Source organism: Litorivita pollutaquae (genome assembly GCF_003205515.1).
Lineage (GTDB): Bacteria > Pseudomonadota > Alphaproteobacteria > Rhodobacterales > Rhodobacteraceae > Litorivita > Litorivita pollutaquae.
In genome coordinates, this window is record NZ_KZ826484.1 from 172,010 (window position 1) to 192,060 (window position 20,051).

Below are 20,051 nucleotides of genomic sequence, written 5' to 3' on the forward strand. Positions count from 1 at the left end.
TCGCTCCGTTGGTTGCGGCCGGCCCTTGCGCGCCTGCGCATGCGGAGGGTGCCAGCAGTTTATGCGGTCAGTTGGCCGGCGCGGGTTCCGGTGATCGTTGCGGTGACGATCTGCCCCTCGGGTTGGGGCACATCGAAATGCACCTCGGTGAATTGTTCGGTGCGTCCCATATGTGGGTTTTCCATGAGAATCTGGTGGCTCTTGCCGATCTGGTCTGCGAGGTGACGCGCCACGCGCGCATCCCCGGCCGCCCGTAGGCGCGCTGCACGCTCTTTAATCGCGCGGCCATCCACGGCGGGCATACGCGCGGCGGGGGTGCCTTGGCGCGGCGAATAGGGGAAGACATGCAGCCACGTCAATTCGCAATCCTCGACCAGCCGCAGGGAATTTTCGAACATGGCTTCGGTTTCGGTTGGAAAGCCCGCGATAATGTCGGCCCCAAAGGTCATGTCAGGGCGCAGGCGGATCGCTTCTTTCGCAAAGCGGATGGCATCATCGCGCAAATGGCGGCGCTTCATCCGTTTGAGGATCATGTCGTCGCCGTGTTGCAGGCTCAAATGCAGATGCGGCATGAGACGCGGTTCGGTGGCAATCGCCTGCATCAGGTTTTCATCGACCTCGATGCTGTCGATCGACGAGATCCGCAAGCGCGGCAGATCGGGCACCAATTTGAGAATGCGCATCACCAGATCGCCGAGCTTCGGCGCGGCGGGCAGGTCGCCCCCCCAAGAGGTCAAATCAACACCGGTGAGCACGACCTCGTTGAACCCCTTGTCCACCAAACGTTTGATTTGATCGACCACAACCCCCGCAGGGACAGAGCGCGAATTGCCACGGCCGTAAGGAATGATGCAGAAGGTGCAGCGGTGATCACAGCCGTTTTGCACCTGCACATAGGCGCGGCTGCGGGTGCCGAACCCGTCGATCAAATGGCCGGCTGTTTCGGTGACGGACATGATGTCATCGACCGCGACACGTTCGGTTTCACCGATGAAATCGGGACCGGATTGGGCGGCAAGGCGGGACCATGTGTTTGCCTGCATCTTTTCGGTATTGCCGATCACGCGGTCCACTTCGGTCATGGCGGCGAAGGTTTCCGGTTCGGTTTGCGCGGCGCATCCGGTGACGATGATTTGCGCCTCGGGGTTGCCGCGGCGCAGCTTGCGGATTTCCTGGCGGGCCTTGCGCACGGCTTCGGCGGTGACGGCGCAGGTGTTGACCACAACCGCGCCCTCCATGCCCGCCTGTGCGGCGAGATCTTTCATGGCTTCGGTTTCATAGGCGTTAAGCCGACATCCGAGCGTGGTAAATTTGGGCGGGCTATGCATCATAGTGAGGCAAGAAACTGTGCGGTGAACGTGCCGTTTGCGACATGCATCGTTGCGCCGGTCATCCAAACCCCATCCTCACGCCAGTCAATTTCAAGGCTGCCGCCGTCAAGTTCAATCAAAACGCGCCGCCCTGTCAGCCCGCGCCGCGCGGCGGCAACGGCCGTGGCGCATGACGACGAGCCAGAGGCCATGGTGATGCCCACGCCCCTTTCCCACACCCGCATACGCAGGTGGTCAGGTCCAATGATCGAGGCAACTTGCACGTTCGTGCGTTCAGGGTAGAGCGGATGATGCTCGTAGCGCGGTCCGAACTCTTCGAGCGGTATCCGTCCGGCATCTTCAACGAAAAACGTGCAATGGGGGTTGCCCATGCCCGTGGCGGTCGGCGCGCCTTCGATGGGCAATTCCAGCGTATCCATGTCCTCGGCCAAGGGAATCTCGTCCCATGCCAATTGAGGCGCCCCCATATTCACCGAGGTGAGGCCATTTCCGGCATCGACGGCATAGAGATCGCCGCGCTCGGTGGTCAGGTGCAGAGTGCTTTTGTCACTCTCGTCCATAAGATACCGCGCGATGCAACGGGTGGCATTGCCGCAAGCGCCCGAGCGCGATCCATCGGAATTATAGAACACCAGATGCGCATCGGCGGTCGGGGCGGTTTCGATCACGGCCAATTGGTCGAATCCGATTCCCGTGTGACGATGCCCGACGGCCCGCACCAATGCTTCCGTAACGTCATAGACGTGCGTGCGGGAATCAATGACAACAAAGTCGTTTCCCAGCCCGTGCATCTTCATAAAGGGCATATCGATATGGTTTTGAGCGCTCATGAGACCGCATATAGACCCGCCGGATTGATGAATCCAGCCAAGCGATGACAAATCTTGGTTTTTCGGGGTTGACCCTGCCCGCCGGTGTTTCTAGAAGCGCCTCCAGTGGGCCTGTAGCTCAGTTGGTAGAGCAACTGACTTTTAATCAGTAGGTCTCCGGTTCGAACCCGGACGGGCTCACCACTCATAACAATGTGACGAATGACGATTGATCGTTCTAGTGGTTACCTTATTGCCAGAGAGCGCAAAAATAAATTTGGAATATCAGCCAATGCTGCGCGTCTAGACGCGGTTTGCGAGATATTCGGAATGCTAACCGCACGCATTCGCGTGGCTAGTGAAAGATATAGGCCCCCAAAAAATAGAAGATCATAATCTTTTTGGCGTCGCAGTGTTGGACCCTGAATGATAACTGGTGTGTGATGTGAAGAATGGGATGTGAGCATGATAGTTGCTGAAAATGGGGTAATTGAAAACTTCCAGGTTATCGCGTGTATCGTATCTTTTTCTCTCTTTGTCTGGGGGGCAAAAGTTCAGTTCGGAAAAAACAACTTAGATTGGGCGGCGGTGTCGCTCTTCTTCAGTTTGATTCCGTTCGTTGGCGCAGGACGCGAGTTAAGCTTCGGTGCGGTTCTTAGTCTTCATGGAACGGGTTTGCTTTACACGAAGTATTTTCTATCAGTGGTTTTAGTATTAATGCTGTCGCTGTCTTTGATACTTTTGGTTGTGGCCGCCCGTAGGAAAAAACTGCACTGGAGGCAGGCACTATCGGGACATGTGTTTTTGGTTTTTGCGATTTTGAGTATTATAATTGCGCAGATGTTCGAAAAAGGTCAGTTGGGTTTTCCAAAGAATCAAATCCTCGAAGAGCTAATGGAACTCTTGGCGTATTTGCTTTTGGTGTACCTATCTTTCTATCGGCTTAAATCCACGAGATAGGGACTATCATGCGGAGGTGGCTCTTCCACACGCCTGCGAGCCTTGCGGGATAGATGGCAGAACAGAAAATAGCCTCTTCCCATCACCCTCTTGACGCGTTCTGGCCGTTGGACACACGGTCAACCTTTACGCATGGTGGATGTGAGTTTCCTTTGAAATCCTTGGCCTCTTTGTGCTCCCGCCTCGGGTGACGCAGGTTATTTCAATGGAGCTTCACGCCGTTCGCCGGTCGTGTGAACACGGCATCGGCAATGGGATTTCGATGAAAAATTTGATCACGACGGCAGGCATGGCGATCTTCATGCATGCATGTGTTAAAGGCATTTTGTCCTGCGCCCGGCGGTTCGCAAATTCCCGTTTGAGGCGTGAGGGGGAACCTTCGACCACGACTTGTTTTTCACCGGTTACATTTCCCTACGCCGCCGTCTAAGCGCGGCGCTTGCCATGGCCAGCGGCCAGCCGATGTTTGCGGGTAGGGGGGTTAGATGACGCGGATAACGTCTTTGCCGACCGATAACATATACCCGCGTCGGGCGATGTTTTTGACTAAAAGCTCACTGACCATTTGATTGCCCAATGTGTCACGCAGCCGTTTGATCCGCGTTGCGCCTGCGGCTTCTTCGCAATCTGTCGCGGCGCGTCCGGAGATCACACCTTCGATTTCCGCGCCGGTCATGACGTCGTCATCCATGCGCGCCTCTGCCAGAACGCTTAAGGTTTCCATCGCGGCGGCGGTCAGCTTGAACCCCATATTGTTGAGGTAGACAGTGTTTTCCTCGCGGCTGATCAACAAAGACGACACCTGAATGCCGGCGCGTTCAATTTGTGCCATGCGGCGATTCATCGTCACCAACATCACCAAAAATACCAATGCCGCGACCAATAATGCGGCGGCAAATAGCATCAGCACGAAGATCACCGTGCGATAGCCCGCCAATGTGTCGGAAAACGCCGTGCCCGATTGGGCGAGAATCTCAAGCAACTTGATCTCGGCCTGTGCGGTTAAATCGGCGTTCTCGACAAACAACTGCTCGACTCGAGCGTTGAAGGCATTGGCGCTGGGCAGGGCGGCAAAGAGCACGGCGGCGGCGGCGGTCAACGCCAGAACAATCGCCGTGATGCCACCATAGATGATGCGGCTTCCCGAACGCCGCACGTCAGAAGCGGAGGTAGTACGGTCCGGCATTGGCCTTCCTTTTCTCGAGGTCTGTGGCATCAAACACCGACAGGATGGTGAGCAAGGTCCAACCGTTTTGGCCCAACCGTGCGGCAACTTCTTGCGTGGCAGATTCTTTGGAGCACGCGCCGCGCAGCGCCATGACGCCGTAATGTAACTTCAAGGGCGATTCTTGCTTGGCCTTATAGTCGGCATAACATTCTGCGGCCCGCGCGGGCGCGGCGGTCAGACTTAAGCCAAGCCAAGCAGCACCGGCCAGAAGGGCAAGGCGCGATGCCGCTTTGCGGTGGGGAAAATATCTATGTGTCATCATGCGGGGCACTTTGCGCGCCGCCGCAGTGATATTCAATAACCAAGGGAAAATTGGCCGGATGGACGACGTTGATATCCGATAACAACCCGGCGTTATTGCCTGTCTTTACCCGCCGCGCCCATCGTTGGTCATCATCGACCCCAGTGCATGACGCACCAACATGGAAAGGACACCCTATGTCCCGCAAATTCATCTCTGGCATTCTTGCCGCTTCCATTGCCATTTCGGCCCTGTCTGCCGTTCCTGCCCGCGCCAATGAGCGTGATGCGGCGCGGGTTGTCGCCGGGCTTACCGCCTTGTTTATTCTTGGCAAGGCGATTGAAAATGGCCGCCGTGACAAAGCCACCGTGACCCGTCACCCGGGCCCTTCGCGGGCCGAGATCCTGCGCCGGCAGCGCGAACAAGAGCGCGCCCGGGCGCGTGCCCGTGAACGTGACCGGCAGCATGGTCATGGCGCATGGCGCGATCACGATCATCACGCCCGCAAAACCCAGCCGCGTAGACATATTCGCTAAGGTGGCCTGTCCCTGTGGTTGGGTGCCGTGACAGTTGCCGGGGTATATATCCGGTGATCGGGATGGCCCGCCGCCGAGCAGAGCACATATAACGTGCCGGCGGGCGGGAGAGGCGGCTTTGACGGGCTGCCTCTCCCCTTGCGATATGCGCCCTTGCCAATGTGGGCATGCTGCGCTTTGACAGGGGGATGAACACGCAGCCCAAAACCGCCCCCGATTATTCGTTTGAAACCCTTGCACAAGAGAACGGCCATTTGATCGTTGCCGGTGTGGACGAGGTCGGGCGCGGTCCTTTGGCCGGTCCTGTCACGGCCGCCGCGGTGGTCCTCGACCCTGCTGATATCCCCGAGGGTCTCAACGATTCCAAGAAACTATCGGCCAAACGTCGCGAGGCATTATATGCGCAGATTATGGCGGGGGCCGAGGTTTCAATCGCCCACGCATCCGTCGAAGAGATCGACGACATGAATATCCTGCGGGCCTCGCATTTGGCGATGGAGCGGGCCGTGGCCGGATTGCTGCGCCGCCCCGATCATTTGCTGATTGACGGAAATATGATCCCGCGCGGTCTCACGGCGGAGGGATATTCCACCGAGGCGATCATCAAGGGCGATGCCCGTTCTGTGTCGATTTCGGCGGCCTCAATCATGGCCAAAATAAGGCGCGACCGCATCATGTGGGATTTAGCGCAACAGTTCCCCGGTTATGGGTGGGACACCAACGCCGGATACCCATCAAAAAGTCACAGGTTGGCGCTCCAGAAATTAGGGGTAACCCCACACCATAGACGTTCGTTCAAACCGGTCCACAACATCTTGTATCAATCAAAAAAACTAAGTGACTGATTCAAAAAAGAATTTGACCGCGAATCGTCTTTGACTCATCCTGACCTCAACCAAAGAGCGCAAACAATTGCGCCGGTACCAGAGGCAGATATGAAGACAATGACCCAAGCAAAGAGCGCGCCTGCGCTCCCTCTCAACACGATTCTTGATGGCGATTGCATCGAGGCGATGAACTCTCTCCCGGAGAATTCTGTCGATCTTATTTTCGCCGATCCTCCCTATAATCTCCAACTCAAAGGCGATTTGCACCGGCCCGACAATTCGCGGGTTGATGCGGTGGATGACCATTGGGATCAATTCTCCTCCTTTGCCGCTTATGATAAATTCACCCGCGATTGGCTCAAAGCCGCGCGGCGGATTTTGAAACCGAATGGCGCGATTTGGGTGATCGGCTCATATCACAACATTTTCCGTGTTGGTGCGGCGTTGCAGGACGCCGGATATTGGATTCTGAACGATGTGGTCTGGCGCAAATCCAACCCGATGCCGAATTTCCGTGGCAAACGGTTCACCAATGCGCATGAAACGATGATCTGGGCCTCTAAGCAAGAAGGCGGCAAATACACCTTCAATTACGAGGCGCTGAAATCGCTCAACGAAGGTATTCAAATGCGTTCGGATTGGGTTTTGCCAATTTGTAACGGCGGTGAGCGGATCAAGGATGAAAACGGCGAAAAAGCCCATCCAACGCAAAAACCCGAAAGCCTGCTGCACCGCGTTCTGGTCGGATCGACCAACCCCGGCGATGTCGTGCTTGACCCGTTCTTTGGCACCGGCACCACCGGTGCGGTTGCCAAGATGCTCGGCCGTGAATTTATCGGGATCGAGCGCGAAGAAGCCTACCGCAAAGTGGCGCAGAAACGTATCGCAAACACCCGCAAATTCGACCGCGAGGCCTTGCAGGTCTCGACCTCGAAACGCGCCGAGCCGCGCGTGCCCTTTGGCCAATTGGTCGAACGCGGCATGTTGCGCCCCGGTGAGGAGCTCATGTCGATGAATGGCCGTCACAAAGCCAAAGTGCGGGCGGACGGCACGTTGGTTGGTGATGATGTCAAAGGATCCATCCATCAGGTCGGTGCCAAACTCGAAGGCGCGCCCAGTTGCAATGGCTGGACCTACTGGTGCTTTAAACGCGATGGTAAAACCGTGCCCATCGACATTTTGCGCCAACAAATCCGCGCGGAAATGGGTTAACCCCGCCGCGCGCATCCCCCAGTTTTATCGGAGTTGTTCTTGGGAACACCGCCGGTGCTTGCGGCTTGGGTCGCGGCACCTACTTGCCTCGCCTTTATTGGCGGGGCTTTTTTGCCTGTAGCTATGTCGTGCCGTGATCGCCGGTTTTATAAGGCTGCCAATCTGCAATCTCGGGGTAATGCTGTTTGCGCCACGCCCGCACGCGCGGGTTCATCTGGCGACGCCACAGCGGCGGGACCATCGCAATCGATGCCATCAGCGGATAGCCGAAGGGCAATTGCGGTGCGGCGTCCGCCGCGTAATTTTGCAGCAAGGGAAACCGTCGGTCGGGTTTGTAATGGTGATCCGAATGACGTTGCAAATTGATCAAAAGCCAATTGGACGCCCGATGCGCCGCGTTCCATGAATGATGCGGTTTCACGTGTTCGAATTTACCACCGCCGAGATATTCGCGCGTTAAACCATAGTGCTCGACATAGTTCGTTAGCTCCAGTTGCCAGACTGCCGAAAACGCCTGCCAAAGGAACAACAAAAGCCCGATCCAACCGCCCAGAACAACTGCGATGGCAAGCATGGCCAGTTGCAGGCCGGCATAGAGCCAGAAAGGATTGCGCCGGTTCGTCGGGCCACGACCCAGACGGGCGAGCATCGCAACCTCTGCGGCCCACGCCGATTTCGGACAGGCACGCAAGACCCGCCAAAAGAACCGGTGGAACCCTTCATTATAGCGTGCGGTCACCGTATCACGGGGCGTGGCGACATGGATGTGATGCACCAGCAAATGCTCGGACCGGAAATGTGAATAAAGCACCATGGCCAGCAACAAATCCCCAAGTCGCCGCTCCAGCCTGTTTTTCTGATGCAGCAATTCGTGGCTATAGACGATGCCGATCGAGCCGGAGATCACGCCGACCCCAAAGAACAGAACGATCATTTCTAGCGCGTTCAAATGATCGCTATGCGCGACATAATAGATCAAACCGAACACGGTCACGAACTGCACCGGAAACCAGATCATCGTGATCGCGCGATACCAAAACAGATCTTCGGTTTTGGTTTGCGGATCTGCGTTTTCAAGGTTCAGCCCGGTCAGCGCATCCAAAAGTGTGAACAACCACCAACCCGACAGCGGCAACAACAGCACCGTCCATCCGCCAAAGATCGCGCCAACCCACGCCAGAGGCACCAGACCGAGCGACAGCCAGAACGGCGCAGCATTGCGAAAACGACGAAGAGTGGCGGCCGGGATCATCGGGTCTGTCCATACATCACGATAGAGTCAGGGCAGTGTCACTCTTTGCGGGCCCCAAGTGCAAGATCAAATGCCTTACGCATCACCGTCGGCAGATCAGAGGCGCGAAACGCATGCGGGGCGATGAATTGCATCTCGTCGGGCGCCTGCGCCATCGGCAGATCCGCGACCCTCACCGCAAGGCGTAGATGAAAATGCGTAAACGTATGGCGGGCTTCTTCAGATAAGGCGCGCCAATCGGCCTTGATGGGCGGAGCTTCGATAAATTCATCGCCCCAAACGGCCCCAGGCCATCCGAGCATCCCACCCAAAAGCCCCGTATCGGGGCGACGTTCCATCAAATAGGCGCCGTCACTGCGCCGTCCAATATAGACCACACCAAGCCTCAGGGGTTTGGGTTTTTTCGGGGTTTTCTTTGGCAGTTGCGCCGCCGTGCCCCGCGCCCGCGCCGCGCAGGGGCCACGCCATGGGCATATGCCGCAGGCCGGAGATTTTGGCGTGCAAATTGTCGCGCCCAAATCCATCACCGCCTGGGCGTAATCGCCGCAGCGCTCCGGCGGGGTCAGTGCCGCAGCGCGTGCCATCAATTCGGGTTTCGCAGCGGGCAGGGGGGTGTGAATATCATAAAGCCGTGCCATCACGCGTTCGACATTGCCGTCCAACACCGTTTCATGCCGATCAAAGGCAATCGCAGAGAGGGCAGAAGCGGTATAGGGGCCGATGCCCGGCAGTTTCAAAAGCGCGGCATGATCGGATGGAAAGCGCCCCGCGTGCTCGGCCGTCACCACGCGGGCGCATTTGAGCAAATTGCGCGCACGCGCGTAATATCCAAGCCCCGCCCATTCCCCCATCACATCACCGTCTTCGGCAGCGGCCAAATCTTCCACGCGCGGCCACCGTGCGGTGAAACGGGCGAAATAATCTTTGACGGCCGCGACGGTGGTTTGTTGCAGCATCACTTCGGACATCCAGATCAAGTAGGGATCGGGGCGCACCCCGTCGCGCGATTGTGCGGGCGGCACGCGCCAAGGCAAATCGCGCGCATGCACATCATACCAAGCCAGTAACCCATCGCTGAGCTTCTCATGATTGACGCTGCTTTCTATCATCTCACGTAATCTTTATGCCTCTGCCGCGTTTCGGGGCTGTTTTGCGGCGCCGCTGCCACTAGAATAGCGTTCACACATAGGATTCAAGTCATGGCCGACCGGCGCAAACCGACCACACGAGGCTTCGCACAGACCTCTAGCCTCTTGCAGGACCGGATCCGCAAGGCGGGCGAGACGCGCGGATTCGCGGTGACGCGGCTTTTGACCCATTGGCCCGAAATCGTCGGGGACGACATCGCCGCCATCGCGCGGCCCGTGGATGTCAAATATGGCCGCAGTGGATTTGGCGCAACGCTCAGCCTTTTGACCACCGGCCCCCATGCGCCGATGCTGGAAATGCAAAAAGAGCAGATCCGTGCCAAGGTCAACGGTGTTTATGGCTACAATGCGATCTCGCGCCTGCGGATCACCCAAACCGCGCCGACGGGATTTGCCGAAGGCCAAGCCGAATTCACCTATCGCCCGAAACCCAAACCCAAACCGGAGCCGAAACCCGAGGTTGTCGCCGAGGCGCAGAGCCTCGCCGCGCCGGTGGGTGACGACAAATTGCGCTTCGCGCTTGAAGCACTGGGCCGGAATATCTTATCCAAGACGAAACGCTAGAAAGGGTTTGTTGATGAACCGTAGAACGATGATGGTCGGGGCCGCAAGTGCGGCAATTGTGGCAGGTTTGGGAGGCTGGATCGGCTTCGCGGGCCGCGGTGCGGGCACGCCACCGAACCCGCTTGGCGCGGCCAATGCAGCCGATGACACCGCCGAGATTGACACCTCCGGCATCAAGGAAATGACCCTGGGCGATCCGAATGCGCCAATCACCGTGATTGAATACGCCAGCTTCACCTGTCCGCATTGCGCCAGCTTCCACGAAGACGTGCTCAAGCCGTTCAAAGCCGAATATGTCGATACGGGCAAAGTCTACTTCATTTATCGTGATGTCTATTTCGACCGCTTCGGCCTTTGGGCTTCGATGCTGGCGCGCTGTGGTGATGGCATGCGCTTCTTTGGCGTTGCCGATCTTTTGTATGCGCAACAAAAACAATGGCTCGGCGGTGGTGATCCGGTGTCGATCGCCAATGCTCTGCGCAAGATCGGGGCGATTGCAGGGTTGGACGAAGACACCGTGACCCAATGTCTTGAGGATGGAGACAAGGCGCAGGCCTTGGTCGCATGGTATCAAAAGAACGGCACGGCTGACGATATCACCGGCACGCCGACCTTGATCATTGATGGCGAGAAACAGGCCAATATGAGCTACGGTGAACTCAAGACTTTGATCGACAGCAAGTTGAGCGATTGATGCCTAACGCAATGCCTGCGCCATTGGCTGGCGTCAAAGTCATCGAATTGGCCCGCATTCTGGCGGGTCCATGGGCGGGGCAAACCCTTGCCGATCTGGGCGCGGAGGTCATCAAGATCGAATCCCCTCACGGCGACGATACCCGCTATTGGGGGCCGCCCTTTGTGGAACGCGATGGCGACAAAAGCGCCGCCTATTTTCACGGCTGCAATCGCGGTAAAACCGGCGTGACGATTGATATCTCGACCCCCGAAGGTCAAGCGCAGGTGCGTGAATTGATCCAGGACGCCGATATCCTGATCGAGAACTTCAAGGTCGGCGGATTGGCCAAATACGGTCTTGATTACGCCAGCCTGAGCGCGGTGAATCCTGCGCTGATCTATTGCTCGATCACCGGCTTTGGCCAAACCGGCCCCTACGCCCACCGCGCCGGATATGATTATATCATTCAGGGCATGTCGGGTTTGATGTCGATCACCGGAGAGCCGGATGGCGCGCCGCAACGGGCGGGTATCGCGGTCACCGACTTGTTTACCGGTGTCTATTCGAGCACGGCAATCCTCGCAGCCCTGCACCAACGCGGCAACAGCGGACAGGGGCAACACATCGATATGTCGCTGCTCGATACGGCGGTTTCGGTGACGGCCAATCAGGCGATGAATTACCTGACCACCGGCACCCCTCCGGGGCGGACGGGGAATTACCACCCCAATTTGACACCCTATCAGACATTCGAAGTCAGCGATGGATACATCATCATTGCCACCGGAAATGATTCGCAATATCAACGGCTTTGTCGTATTTTGGGGCTGCCTGAAATGGCCGAGGCACCGGAGTATCTGATCAATCAGGACCGTGTTGCGAATCGCGAGGAGATGATCCGCCGGTTGTCCGAGGCCTGCCTTGGATTCACCCGCGACGCATTGTTGGCCGCATGTGAGGCCGAAGGTGTTCCGGCCGGACCGATCAACCAGATGGACGACGTGTTTGCCGATCCACATGTCAAAGCCCGCGGGATGCAAATTGAGCTCGACGGCATTCCCGGCGTGCGCTCGCCGTTCCGCTTTTCCGGTGCGGATCTGGTGCTGAACCGGCCAAGTCCGAAATTGGGCGAAGGCAACGGTTAAAGAACGCGGCGCGCCGAAAAGAGCTGGAAGAACGGGCCGCGCCTATCGCGCGGCTCGGAGCCTCCGGCGGGGATATTTATGGAAAGTGGAAAGCGCGGCCCGAACAGGTGGGGCCGCCGTCTCACGGGGCGGGCGTATCGTTGGGGTGTAGTGCTCGCGCCTAGGGTTTAGGGCAGGATCCTGTCCAATGCCGCATCGAGCGCCGATGTGTCGGGAATGTCGAGCCGCACGGGCAGGGTGAGCACCTTTTGCCGGAAGCTGGCGGGCAGGCGCACCGCGTCTTTTTCGGTGGTGACCATCTGTGCGCCAAGCGCCTTTGCCTCGGCCTCGAGGCGCGCCATCAATGCTGGCGTCAGCGGTTGGTGATCGTCCAAAGCTTCGCTGCGCAGCAGGGTCGCGCCAAGGCCGCGCAGAGTCGCGAAAAACTTCTCTGGATGGGCGATACCGGCAAAGGCCAAGACCTCGGTATCTTGCCAATCCAATCCCATTTCCAAAGGCCGCACCGCGCCGGTGACATGCGGTATGGGGATCGCGCCGCGCCATGTTGCGGCAAAGGTTTCTTGCGGGGCGGATTCCCCCAGTGACAGCAGCAGATCGGCGCGCGGTAATCCGTCGCTCACCCTCTCGCGGAGGGGTCCGGCCGGCAGGCATCGGCCATTGCCAAAGCCTTTGGTCGCATCCACGACGACGATCGACAGGTCTTTGTGCAGTTGCGGATTTTGGAAACCGTCGTCGAGAAGGATTACATCCGCCCCCGCTTCGGCAGCGGCGCGCGCGCCCGCTGCACGGTCCTTTGCGACCCATGTGGGCGCGAAGGCGGCGAGCAATAGCGGCTCGTCACCGGTTTGATCGGCCTTATGGGTGATGGGATCGACGCGGGCGGGACCGGTGAGCGATCCGCCATACCCGCGCGACACCACATGCGGCGCCAGCCCGCGCGCTTGCAGATGGGCGATGAGAAAAATCGCGGTCGGGGTCTTGCCGGTGCCGCCCGCATTGATATTGCCGACGCAGATCACCGGAACCTTAGCCCGGGCGCCCGCATCCGCCGCGACCCTGCGCCGTGTCAGCGCGCCATAGATCCACCCGAGCGGCGCCAGCAGGCGGGTTTGCCATGCCGGTTGGTCGGGCGGGCGATACCAAAACAGCGGTGCGCGCATCATCCGGCCTCCATCAAATCGAGCGTGTCTTGCACCAGATCGAGCACCTGATCAGTCACTTCCGCGCCTTCGGTGGCCACCCCCCACGCGGCAGCCGCCATGGAGGCGGTTTGATCCGGTGCCATTAACCGGCCAAGAGCCGCGGCGAGAGTTTCGGCATCTCTCACGATCCGCGCGGCCCCTTGGGCGGCAAAGCGTGAATAAGCGCCCAGATAGCGACCGATATTCGGACCATAAAGCACCGCAGAGCCAAGCGCGGCGGGCTCGTATGGGTCGCGCCCGCCAGCCCCGCCCACCAAGGAACTCGCCATAAAGGTAATGGGCGCGAGGCGATACCAAAGCCCCATTTCACCGCGCGTGTCGGCCAGAAGGATTTGCGTGGTTTCGGTCGGCCCCTCGCCCTCGGACCACACCGAGACGCGCCAGCCGTCGGCGCGCAGCCGGCGCAGCATCTCCGGCCCGTCGCTTTCGTCATCGGGGACGAGGATCATCAAGAAACGCGGCGCATAGCGCGAGGCGCGCCGGTGCGCATTGGTCACCACCTCCAGCTCTTCCACTTGGACCATCGCGGCGAGCCAAACCGGACGCCCGGTGAGATCCTGTGCCATGTCCTCGCGTTCGGTTTCGTTACACGGCAGGGCAGTGCCGCCCTGTTGGAGTGGGCCGGACACTTCGATCTCTTCGGCCGCCACGCCCAACTTGCGTAAGCGCTGCGCAGCATTGGCATTGGTGGCGAAATAGGCGCTGAACAGCTCCAACAGCCCGCGACTCATGTCAGGCAGCCAGCGCCAGCGGGCCTCTTCAAACCCGCTTTCTTCGGCATCCAGAAGGATCATGGGAATGTCTTCTTCGGCGGTTTGGGTGACCAAAGCCGGGCGTAGATATCCGCCGGTCCAGAGGCACAGGTCGGGCTGCCAATGGGACAAGAAATGCTCCACGTGGTCCACGTATTCCGGGGGCACCTGTTGCCATATCATCCCGTCACGCAAATGATCCGGCGCCGGGATACCATCCGATGTGGTCAACAACAGCGCCAGATCGGGCCGTTGCAGCTGTAGCCGGTGGAGCAATTGCATAAGGGCGGCAGCTTTTTCAAGGCTTGTCGCATGGCCCCAGATCAATTCGCCGCTGGGCCGCGGCACAGTGATCGGTTCGGGCCGCTGCGGCGCGCGCGCGGCAAGCGCCATATAGGCCTTGAGGCTGAGCGAACGCGCCATAGAGGAATTTAGCCGACAGGTTCGGTGGACGACGTTTCGATTTCCTCGTCGTGCAACCGATGAATATGCGCCAGAAAATACCGCATATGGGCATTGTCCACGGTGCGCTGCGCGTTTGATTTCCAAGCGTCATAGGCCGAGGCGTAATCGGGGAACATGCCGACGATATGGATGTCTTTGACGTCCTTGAATGTGGTGCCCGAAGGGTCAACCAATTCACCGCCGAAAACGAGGTGGAGCCGCTGTGTCATAGGGAAAATCCTTTTGGGTGCGTGCGGGGCGCAGGGTATCTCACCGCGCGCCAGCGTCAAGGTGACGATCGGCGCGACAGTAAGGCCGATGACATGAAGCCGGTGAGGTTACGGCGTTTATTCGGGCAACTGGGGGGCCAATGCGTCAACCAACGCGCTGTGGATATTCGGACCGGCCGACACCACACCGTTCAAAAGCGGGCGGGCATTGTTGAACAACAATGGCGTGCCGGTGCGGTCCGAGGTCCGCGCGCCTGCCTCGCGGCCAATCAAGTCGCCGGCTGCGATGTCCCATTCCCAACTGCCGCGCAGGGTCAGCATCGCGTCGAACCGCCCCTGCGCCACAAGGCTCATGCGAAAGGCCAGCGAGGGCCGGTAATGGCGGCTTAAATCCGGCACACCGTCGCGCCAATTGCTGCCGTCATAGCTGGGCTTGGCGGCCAAAACCCGTGCCCCCGGGAGGTCGCGGCGCGCCGAGGCGGTCAGGCGCTCGCCATTGAGTGTCGCGCCTTGGCCCTTGGCGGCCAAATACATCCGGTCGAGCACCGGCAAATAGACGGCGGCGGCGATCACCTCTCCGCGTTCGGCGATGGCAAGGGCATGCGCCCATGTGTCGTCGCCTTTCATAAAGCTGCGGGTGCCGTCGATGGGATCAACGATAAATACCCGTTCAGCGTGCATGCGCTCTTCGTCGTCTTCGCATTCTTCTGACAGCCACCCGTAGTCGGCGCGTGCGGCGCGCAGATCGGATTTCAGCATTGCATTGACCGCCAGATCGGCTTCGGTCACCGGCCCTGCGCCATCAGGTTTGTCCCATGACTGCGCCGCCCCGCCGGTATAGCGCATGGCGATTTTACCGGCCGCCCGCGCGGCCTCTTCGAGAAGTTGCAGGTCAGTCTCCGGCAAGGGTCATCCCTTCGACCAAGAGCGACGGCACCACGGTCGACAGATATCCGCGCGCGTCATTGGCGGGGATCAGTTTGCGCAGCATATCGCGCAGGTTGCCCGCGATGGTGCATTCGTTGACGGGATAGGCAATTTCGCCATTTTCGACCCAAAACCCCGCCGCGCCGCGCGAATAATCGCCGGTATTGGGGTTGATCGTTGCGCCGATCATCGAGGTGACCAAAAGGCCGGTGCCCATGTCGCGGATCAAATCCGCACGGCTGGCTTTGCCCTGTGTGAGGGCAATATTATAGGTGCCCGGATGCGGCGGGGCGCTTGGGCCGCGCATGGCGTTTCCGGTCGGGGCCATGTCCAATTTGCGCGCGGTGGCCAGATCCAGCGTCCATCCCATCAGCACGCCGTCTTTGACCACGGCGCGTTTGGCGGTGGGCAGACCTTCGGCGTCAAACGGGCGCGATGCGCGGATGCCGGCGCGGTGCGGGTCTTCGATCACCGATAGGCCTTCGGGCAAAACCTGCGCGCCCAGATCGTCGCGCAACCACGATCCGCCGCGTGCGATGGCGCTGCCGTTGGCGGCTGAAAGCAGGTGACCGATCAGAGATGAAGAAATCCGTTCATCATAAAGCACCGGAAAGCTACCGGTGGGTGGGCGGCGTGCGCCAATGCGCTCCAAGGCGCGGGCAGCCGCCGTTTTGCCGATCTCTTCGGCAGAGCGCAGGTCCTTGCCGAAAATCCGGCTGTCGCCATCGCTGTCGCGCTCCATGCCGGCACCGGTGCCGGCAATCGCCACCCCGTAAAGATGACGTTCCGAGCGTGCGTAACCGCCGGAGAATCCGTTGCTGGCGGCGATATGCACCGCAGTGCGACCGTATCCGGCGGCGGCGCTGTCCATTTGGGTGATGCCCTCGACGGCCAATGCGGCCTCTTCAATGGCGCGGGCGTCTGCTTCGAGATCGGCGGGGGAGGGTTCGCCGGCGGGATCGAATAATTTCAACGCCTCGGCGTCCCAATTGCGCGCCAATTGGTCGTCGCTGGCCAAACCGATATGCGGGTCTTCGGGGGCTTCTTTGGCCATGGCCACGGCGCGTTCGGCCATGATGGTCATGGTCGCGTCCGAGGTGTCCGACGACGACACGCAGGCTTGGCGTTTGCCGACGAATACCCGCAATCCGATGTCGGTGCCTTCGGAGCGTTCAGCATGTTCCAAGGCGCCTGCGCGCACGTCGATGCTGATGCTGTCGCCGGAATAGGCCATAGCGTCGGCCTCATCGGCACCGGCACGGCGGGCGGCGTCCAAAAGCGCATGCGCAAGATCATCGAGGGGCTGGGTCATGGGGTACTCCGCGTAGGGTCTCAAGGGAGGTAGACCGCGCAAGCCCTGCTTGCAAGGGTCGGGCGGTGATCAAGGCAGATCAAAGCAAAGGCCGCGCCCGAGATACAGGCGCGGCCCTTCATTTGGGTAAAGATCGGGCAGGGCCGCCCAGCAGGACCTATTTGAGGCGCTGCCCGTTGGCCAAGACATGACCTTGATCGTTGACTTCGATTTTCGATTTCAACGTATCCTCACCATCGCCCGGCACCGCGAAAAGGCCCATCATCATCCGCGCGCCCATGGCTTTGTCGGCAGGCAAAAGGCCAATTTCGATCAGATTGTCGATCAGAGCATTGGCACCGGTCAGTTTCAAATCCACCGAGCCTTCGGGCGCGGGCGTGCCCGGAAAGCTGGAGGTGTCGGTTTTATCAAAAGTGAAATCGCCCGATCCGGTCAATTCCGCCCCCGCCACATCCAAACGCAACGCATTGATGGTCAGGCTTTCCGGTTCGCCCACTGGGCCGGTAAAGCCCTTCATGGCTTCGGGATTAAAGATATCGGCAAAGAGTTTCACCTTGCTGCTGACATCCACCAAAAGCGTCGCCGGATCGCGAGGCAGTTTGCCGGTCGGGTCGAACAGACCCCATAGCATTTCAGACATGGTCAGATCGGACAGGCCGACCCGCAATGCGGCATCACGGGCCTCGTCGCCGGGTGTCGAAGGCATGGCAAGGGCGAAATCGAACGCGTTAAAGGCAACTTCGATCGGCAGAGGGAAATCCGACGAAAGCGCCGTGGTCTTGCCACCTGTGCTGCCACCGGCATAGCGCAGACCGTCGGCATCCATCGCGACGCTCAACCTGCCGGTTGCGGATTGCGATGTCATGTCGATGGTTTTCTCACCGGTTTCGGTGATCTTGGCGGCTGATTGACCGTCCGCATAGGCAAAGTCACCGGTAAAGGCGAAGCCTGCCGCGAGCATTTTGGACAAATCGGTCGTGTCGAAGGCGTTTGGGTAGGACCCTTCCCCTGCGAAGGTCAACGTGTTCAAGCCGCCGGATACTTTAAACGCTCCGCCCTCGGCTTCGGGCAACACCATATCCACGTCATAGGCCATGCTTTGCGCGCTCAGGCGTTGTGTCATATTGCGGATATTGCCGGTCGTCATCGTCGACAGGCCTTCAAGGTCGGCCATCGTTGCTTCGGCTTTGTTGATCTTAACCGTTTCGCGGTCGGCAGTGACTTGATTCAGGCGGACGGTGACGGCATCGGCGGAATATGTATATGCCATTTGCGCGGCATCGCCGGATACGATCATTTCGAAATCGTCGAGCAGATAGCTCAGCCCAAGTTGCACAGCTGCGCCAGTCTTGGGTGTCATATTGGCCGTCATCGGCATCGTCTCGGCGAAGTCTACCGACACGCGGCCATCCCCCAAATTGCGCAGGTGAATATCCCCCACTTGCATTTCGACGGTGCCTTCGCCTTCGGGAAGCTCCATGCGCATGATGGTATCGGAGACGGTCAATGTGTCGCCGGAGGTGCTTTCGGTGCCGGTCAGAGTATAGCCGTAGTTTGTGATATACTCCTGCCAGTCGATCCAAACCTGCTGGGCTGTGACATCGGCCAATGTGGCCGCAGGTGTCATCAAAAATGCGAGGGCGGATACGCTGCCCAGTTTCCGTAGTCCGGTCATAATGACCCCCTTTTTACAATGTTGCTCTATACTTCGGACCTCATGGGCGCGGGGTCAAGGGCGCAAGCGGCTGGACCCCGCGCGATGAGCGGTTTACCACAAGGGGAAATCGACACAGGGAGTGTGACAATGGCAGACCCGATATCTGACATGGGCGGCAAATCCGTATTGATCACCGGTGCCAGCCGCGGCATCGGAGCAGAGGCCGCGCGGGTGTTTCACGCGGCGGGGGCCAATGTGGCGCTGGTTGCGCGCAGCAGTGCCGCGACAGAAGTCCTGGCCGAAGAGTTGAATGCCAAAGGTGGCGCCAAAGCGATGGCAATCCCCTGTGACGTTTCCAATTTCGCGCAGGTCGAGGCGGCGGTGAATACCGCGAACAACGCCTTTGACGGGCTCGATGTGTTTATTGGCAATGCGGGCGTGATTGATCCGATTGATCCCATGGCCGAAGCCGACCCCGCAGCATGGGGCCGTCTGATCGACATCAACCTCAAGGGTGTGTTTTACGGTATGCGCGCGGCGTTGCCGGTTATGACCGCCGCAGGGGGCGGCACGATTTTGACCGTGTCCTCGGGCGCCGCCCATGGCCCTGTTGCCGGATGGAGCGGATATTGCGCCTCTAAAGCAGGGGCGGCGATGCTCACCCGGTCGGCGCATTTGGAATATGGCGGCGCGGGCCTGCGGATTATGGGGTTGTCGCCCGGCACCGTGGCCACACAAATGCAACGCGACATCAAAAGCAGCCGCGTCGACAATGGCGTGCGGCGATTGGAATGGGACGACCACATCCCCGCCGATTGGCCCGCGCGGGCGCTGTTGTGGATGTGCAGTGCCGCGAGCGACGGGCTTTGCGGCGAAGAAATTTCATTGCGTGATGAAGGCATCCGCAAACAGGTGGGCTTGATATGATCGAACTGGATAAAACCGACGGCCTTTGGACCGTAACGATCAACCGTCCGGACAAGGCCAATTCCCTGACCGAAGCCATGTTGACGGAATTGGTTGAGATCGCGGAAGCGGCGGGCGCGGCGCGGGCATTGATCCTGACGGGGCGCGGCAAGGTTTTCTCGGCGGGTGCGGATCTGGAGGCGGCCAAAGCCGGCCTCGCGGTCAGCCCGTTGTGGGAACGCCTGTCTTCGGCCATCGCGGCGCTTGACGGGATCACCGTGGCCGCGCTCAACGGCACTTTGGCGGGCGGGGCGACGGGCATGGTCCTTGCCTGCGATTTGCGGATCGCGGTGCCGACAGCGAAATTCTTCTATCCGGTGATGAAGCTCGGCTTCTTGCCGCAGCCCTCCGATGTGGTGCGTATGAAGGCCCTGATCGGGCCGGCGCGCACCAAGTTGATCCTGATGGGCGGGCAGAAAATCACGGCTGAAGACGCCTTGTCCTTCGGGTTGATCGACCGGATTGTCGAGGGTGAGGTATTGCATGAAACTGCGCGCGCTCTGGCCGCTGATACGATTGCCGCCCGGCCCGAGATCGCGCATGGGATCAAGGCGATGTGCCAATCTTGAGGGTGCCGGGCCGTTGCAACGGCGGCTTTTTCTTGAATACCTCTGCCTGCGCGGGTCTTATCG

At 59.4% G+C, this 20,051-nt stretch carries 21 protein-coding genes and 1 tRNA gene; 10 read left to right on the forward strand and 12 right to left on the reverse strand.

The annotated features are described in order from the left end of the window. Positions 1–59 precede the first annotated feature (59 nt). Both mtaB and dapF read right to left on the reverse strand, forming a co-directional pair. Positions 60–1,328 carry a tRNA (N(6)-L-threonylcarbamoyladenosine(37)-C(2))-methylthiotransferase MtaB gene (gene mtaB, locus DI396_RS09430; RefSeq protein WP_110796049.1) on the reverse strand — a complete coding sequence of 423 codons (1,269 nt, stop codon included), beginning with the start codon at positions 1,326–1,328 and terminating at the stop codon, positions 60–62. Beyond that, positions 1,328–2,161, reverse strand: a complete 834-nt coding sequence (gene dapF / locus DI396_RS09435; RefSeq protein ID WP_235851805.1) for a diaminopimelate epimerase — start codon at positions 2,159–2,161, stop codon at positions 1,328–1,330. The genes mtaB and dapF overlap by 1 nt, the downstream gene beginning before the upstream one ends. A 107-nt stretch (positions 2,162–2,268) precedes the next feature. On the opposite strand from dapF, the gene DI396_RS09440 reads away from it, so the two are divergent. Beyond that, positions 2,269–2,344: transfer RNA gene (locus DI396_RS09440), tRNA-Lys, on the forward strand. Between the two features lie 261 nt (positions 2,345–2,605). Then, entirely contained in the window at positions 2,606–3,100 is a 495-nt protein-coding gene (locus DI396_RS09445; protein ID WP_110795960.1) for a hypothetical protein, read from the forward strand. A gap of 481 nt (positions 3,101–3,581) precedes the next feature. Here the strand turns inward: DI396_RS09445 and DI396_RS09450 are convergent, their stop codons facing one another. Together DI396_RS09450 and DI396_RS09455 are read right to left on the reverse strand one after the other, a co-directional pair. Further along, complete coding sequence (locus tag DI396_RS09450) at positions 3,582–4,286, reverse strand: winged helix-turn-helix domain-containing protein (protein ID WP_110795961.1); 705 nt, start codon at positions 4,284–4,286, stop codon at positions 3,582–3,584. Further along, positions 4,258–4,587, reverse strand: a complete 330-nt coding sequence (locus DI396_RS09455) for a hypothetical protein (protein ID WP_235851816.1) — start codon at positions 4,585–4,587, stop codon at positions 4,258–4,260. The genes DI396_RS09450 and DI396_RS09455 overlap by 29 nt, the downstream gene beginning before the upstream one ends. A 179-nt stretch (positions 4,588–4,766) precedes the next feature. Between DI396_RS09455 and DI396_RS09460 the strand changes: the two genes are divergently transcribed. From DI396_RS09460 to DI396_RS09470, 3 genes are all read left to right on the forward strand, one after another. Then, a complete protein-coding gene (locus DI396_RS09460) occupies positions 4,767–5,105 on the forward strand; it encodes a hypothetical protein (RefSeq protein WP_110795962.1) in 339 nt (112 codons plus the stop codon). Between the two features lie 188 nt (positions 5,106–5,293). After that, complete coding sequence (locus DI396_RS09465; RefSeq protein ID WP_110795963.1) at positions 5,294–5,950, forward strand: ribonuclease HII; 657 nt, start codon at positions 5,294–5,296, stop codon at positions 5,948–5,950. 90 nt (positions 5,951–6,040) lie between these two features. After that, complete coding sequence (locus DI396_RS09470; protein ID WP_204362825.1) at positions 6,041–7,144, forward strand: site-specific DNA-methyltransferase; 1,104 nt, start codon at positions 6,041–6,043, stop codon at positions 7,142–7,144. A gap of 121 nt (positions 7,145–7,265) precedes the next feature. On the opposite strand, the gene DI396_RS09475 is transcribed toward DI396_RS09470, so the two are convergent. Next, entirely contained in the window at positions 7,266–8,396 is a 1,131-nt protein-coding gene (locus DI396_RS09475) for an alkane 1-monooxygenase (protein WP_110795964.1), read from the reverse strand. Positions 8,397–8,434: 38 nt separating this feature from the next. Next, positions 8,435–9,505, reverse strand: a complete 1,071-nt coding sequence (locus DI396_RS09480; protein WP_110795965.1) for an A/G-specific adenine glycosylase — start codon at positions 9,503–9,505, stop codon at positions 8,435–8,437. A gap of 90 nt (positions 9,506–9,595) precedes the next feature. Here DI396_RS09480 and DI396_RS09485 point away from each other — a divergent pair, with 90 nt between their 5' ends. The 3 genes from DI396_RS09485 to DI396_RS09495 are packed head-to-tail and all read left to right on the forward strand — an operon-like array spanning position 9,596 to position 11,929. Continuing rightward, positions 9,596–10,108: a DUF721 domain-containing protein gene (locus tag DI396_RS09485; protein WP_110795966.1), complete on the forward strand. Its 513-nt coding sequence runs from the start codon at positions 9,596–9,598 to the stop codon at positions 10,106–10,108. A 13-nt stretch (positions 10,109–10,121) separates the two neighbouring features. After that, complete coding sequence (locus DI396_RS09490; protein WP_110795967.1) at positions 10,122–10,802, forward strand: DsbA family protein; 681 nt, start codon at positions 10,122–10,124, stop codon at positions 10,800–10,802. Between the two features lie 11 nt (positions 10,803–10,813). Then, positions 10,814–11,929, forward strand: coding sequence for a CaiB/BaiF CoA transferase family protein (locus DI396_RS09495; RefSeq protein ID WP_110795968.1), 1,116 nt, complete (start codon positions 10,814–10,816; stop codon positions 11,927–11,929). A gap of 167 nt (positions 11,930–12,096) precedes the next feature. Here DI396_RS09495 and lpxK read toward each other — a convergent pair whose 3' ends face one another. The 6 genes from lpxK to DI396_RS09525 form a co-directional block, all read right to left on the reverse strand. Then, positions 12,097–13,089 (reverse strand): tetraacyldisaccharide 4'-kinase, encoded by a 993-nt coding sequence (gene lpxK, locus DI396_RS09500; RefSeq protein ID WP_110796053.1) that lies wholly within the window; start codon positions 13,087–13,089, stop codon positions 12,097–12,099. After that, the gene (locus DI396_RS09505) at positions 13,089–14,306 is read right to left on the reverse strand and encodes a 3-deoxy-D-manno-octulosonic acid transferase (RefSeq protein WP_110795969.1); all 1,218 of its coding nucleotides are present in this window, start codon (positions 14,304–14,306) and stop codon (positions 13,089–13,091) included. Before DI396_RS09505 ends, lpxK begins: the two co-directional genes overlap by 1 nt. An 8-nt stretch (positions 14,307–14,314) precedes the next feature. Continuing rightward, complete coding sequence (locus DI396_RS09510; protein ID WP_110795970.1) at positions 14,315–14,557, reverse strand: DUF4170 domain-containing protein; 243 nt, start codon at positions 14,555–14,557, stop codon at positions 14,315–14,317. Between the two features lie 117 nt (positions 14,558–14,674). Then, a complete protein-coding gene (locus DI396_RS09515) occupies positions 14,675–15,463 on the reverse strand; it encodes an inositol monophosphatase family protein (RefSeq protein WP_110795971.1) in 789 nt (262 codons plus the stop codon). Next, positions 15,450–16,796: a TldD/PmbA family protein gene (locus DI396_RS09520; protein WP_110795972.1), complete on the reverse strand. Its 1,347-nt coding sequence runs from the start codon at positions 16,794–16,796 to the stop codon at positions 15,450–15,452. Before DI396_RS09520 ends, DI396_RS09515 begins: the two co-directional genes overlap by 14 nt. A 157-nt stretch (positions 16,797–16,953) precedes the next feature. After that, entirely contained in the window at positions 16,954–18,471 is a 1,518-nt protein-coding gene (locus DI396_RS09525) for a DUF2125 domain-containing protein (protein WP_110795973.1), read from the reverse strand. A 129-nt stretch (positions 18,472–18,600) separates the two neighbouring features. On the opposite strand from DI396_RS09525, the gene DI396_RS09530 reads away from it, so the two are divergent. Together DI396_RS09530 and DI396_RS09535 are read left to right on the forward strand one after the other, a co-directional pair. After that, positions 18,601–19,380: an SDR family oxidoreductase gene (locus DI396_RS09530; RefSeq protein WP_110795974.1), complete on the forward strand. Its 780-nt coding sequence runs from the start codon at positions 18,601–18,603 to the stop codon at positions 19,378–19,380. Beyond that, the gene (locus tag DI396_RS09535; protein ID WP_110795975.1) at positions 19,377–19,988 is read left to right on the forward strand and encodes an enoyl-CoA hydratase/isomerase family protein; all 612 of its coding nucleotides are present in this window, start codon (positions 19,377–19,379) and stop codon (positions 19,986–19,988) included. The genes DI396_RS09530 and DI396_RS09535 overlap by 4 nt, the downstream gene beginning before the upstream one ends. Positions 19,989–20,051: the final 63 nt, after the last annotated feature.

Coding starts and splice junctions, on each gene's coding strand:
- mtaB (WP_110796049.1), bottom strand. CDS start 1,328: ATGCATAGCCCGCCCAAATTTACCACGCTCGGATGTCGGCTTAACGCC.
- dapF (WP_235851805.1), bottom strand. CDS start 2,161: ATGAGCGCTCAAAACCATATCGATATGCCCTTTATGAAGATGCACGGG.
- DI396_RS09445 (WP_110795960.1), top strand. CDS start 2,606: ATGATAGTTGCTGAAAATGGGGTAATTGAAAACTTCCAGGTTATCGCG.
- DI396_RS09450 (WP_110795961.1), bottom strand. CDS start 4,286: ATGCCGGACCGTACTACCTCCGCTTCTGACGTGCGGCGTTCGGGAAGC.
- DI396_RS09455 (WP_235851816.1), bottom strand. CDS start 4,587: ATGACACATAGATATTTTCCCCACCGCAAAGCGGCATCGCGCCTTGCC.
- DI396_RS09460 (WP_110795962.1), top strand. CDS start 4,767: ATGTCCCGCAAATTCATCTCTGGCATTCTTGCCGCTTCCATTGCCATT.
- DI396_RS09465 (WP_110795963.1), top strand. CDS start 5,294: ATGAACACGCAGCCCAAAACCGCCCCCGATTATTCGTTTGAAACCCTT.
- DI396_RS09470 (WP_204362825.1), top strand. CDS start 6,041: ATGAAGACAATGACCCAAGCAAAGAGCGCGCCTGCGCTCCCTCTCAAC.
- DI396_RS09475 (WP_110795964.1), bottom strand. CDS start 8,396: ATGATCCCGGCCGCCACTCTTCGTCGTTTTCGCAATGCTGCGCCGTTC.
- DI396_RS09480 (WP_110795965.1), bottom strand. CDS start 9,505: ATGATAGAAAGCAGCGTCAATCATGAGAAGCTCAGCGATGGGTTACTG.
- DI396_RS09485 (WP_110795966.1), top strand. CDS start 9,596: ATGGCCGACCGGCGCAAACCGACCACACGAGGCTTCGCACAGACCTCT.
- DI396_RS09490 (WP_110795967.1), top strand. CDS start 10,122: ATGAACCGTAGAACGATGATGGTCGGGGCCGCAAGTGCGGCAATTGTG.
- DI396_RS09495 (WP_110795968.1), top strand. CDS start 10,814: ATGCCTGCGCCATTGGCTGGCGTCAAAGTCATCGAATTGGCCCGCATT.
- lpxK (WP_110796053.1), bottom strand. CDS start 13,089: ATGCGCGCACCGCTGTTTTGGTATCGCCCGCCCGACCAACCGGCATGG.
- DI396_RS09505 (WP_110795969.1), bottom strand. CDS start 14,306: ATGGCGCGTTCGCTCAGCCTCAAGGCCTATATGGCGCTTGCCGCGCGC.
- DI396_RS09510 (WP_110795970.1), bottom strand. CDS start 14,557: ATGACACAGCGGCTCCACCTCGTTTTCGGCGGTGAATTGGTTGACCCT.
- DI396_RS09520 (WP_110795972.1), bottom strand. CDS start 16,796: ATGACCCAGCCCCTCGATGATCTTGCGCATGCGCTTTTGGACGCCGCC.
- DI396_RS09525 (WP_110795973.1), bottom strand. CDS start 18,471: ATGACCGGACTACGGAAACTGGGCAGCGTATCCGCCCTCGCATTTTTG.
- DI396_RS09530 (WP_110795974.1), top strand. CDS start 18,601: ATGGCAGACCCGATATCTGACATGGGCGGCAAATCCGTATTGATCACC.
- DI396_RS09535 (WP_110795975.1), top strand. CDS start 19,377: ATGATCGAACTGGATAAAACCGACGGCCTTTGGACCGTAACGATCAAC.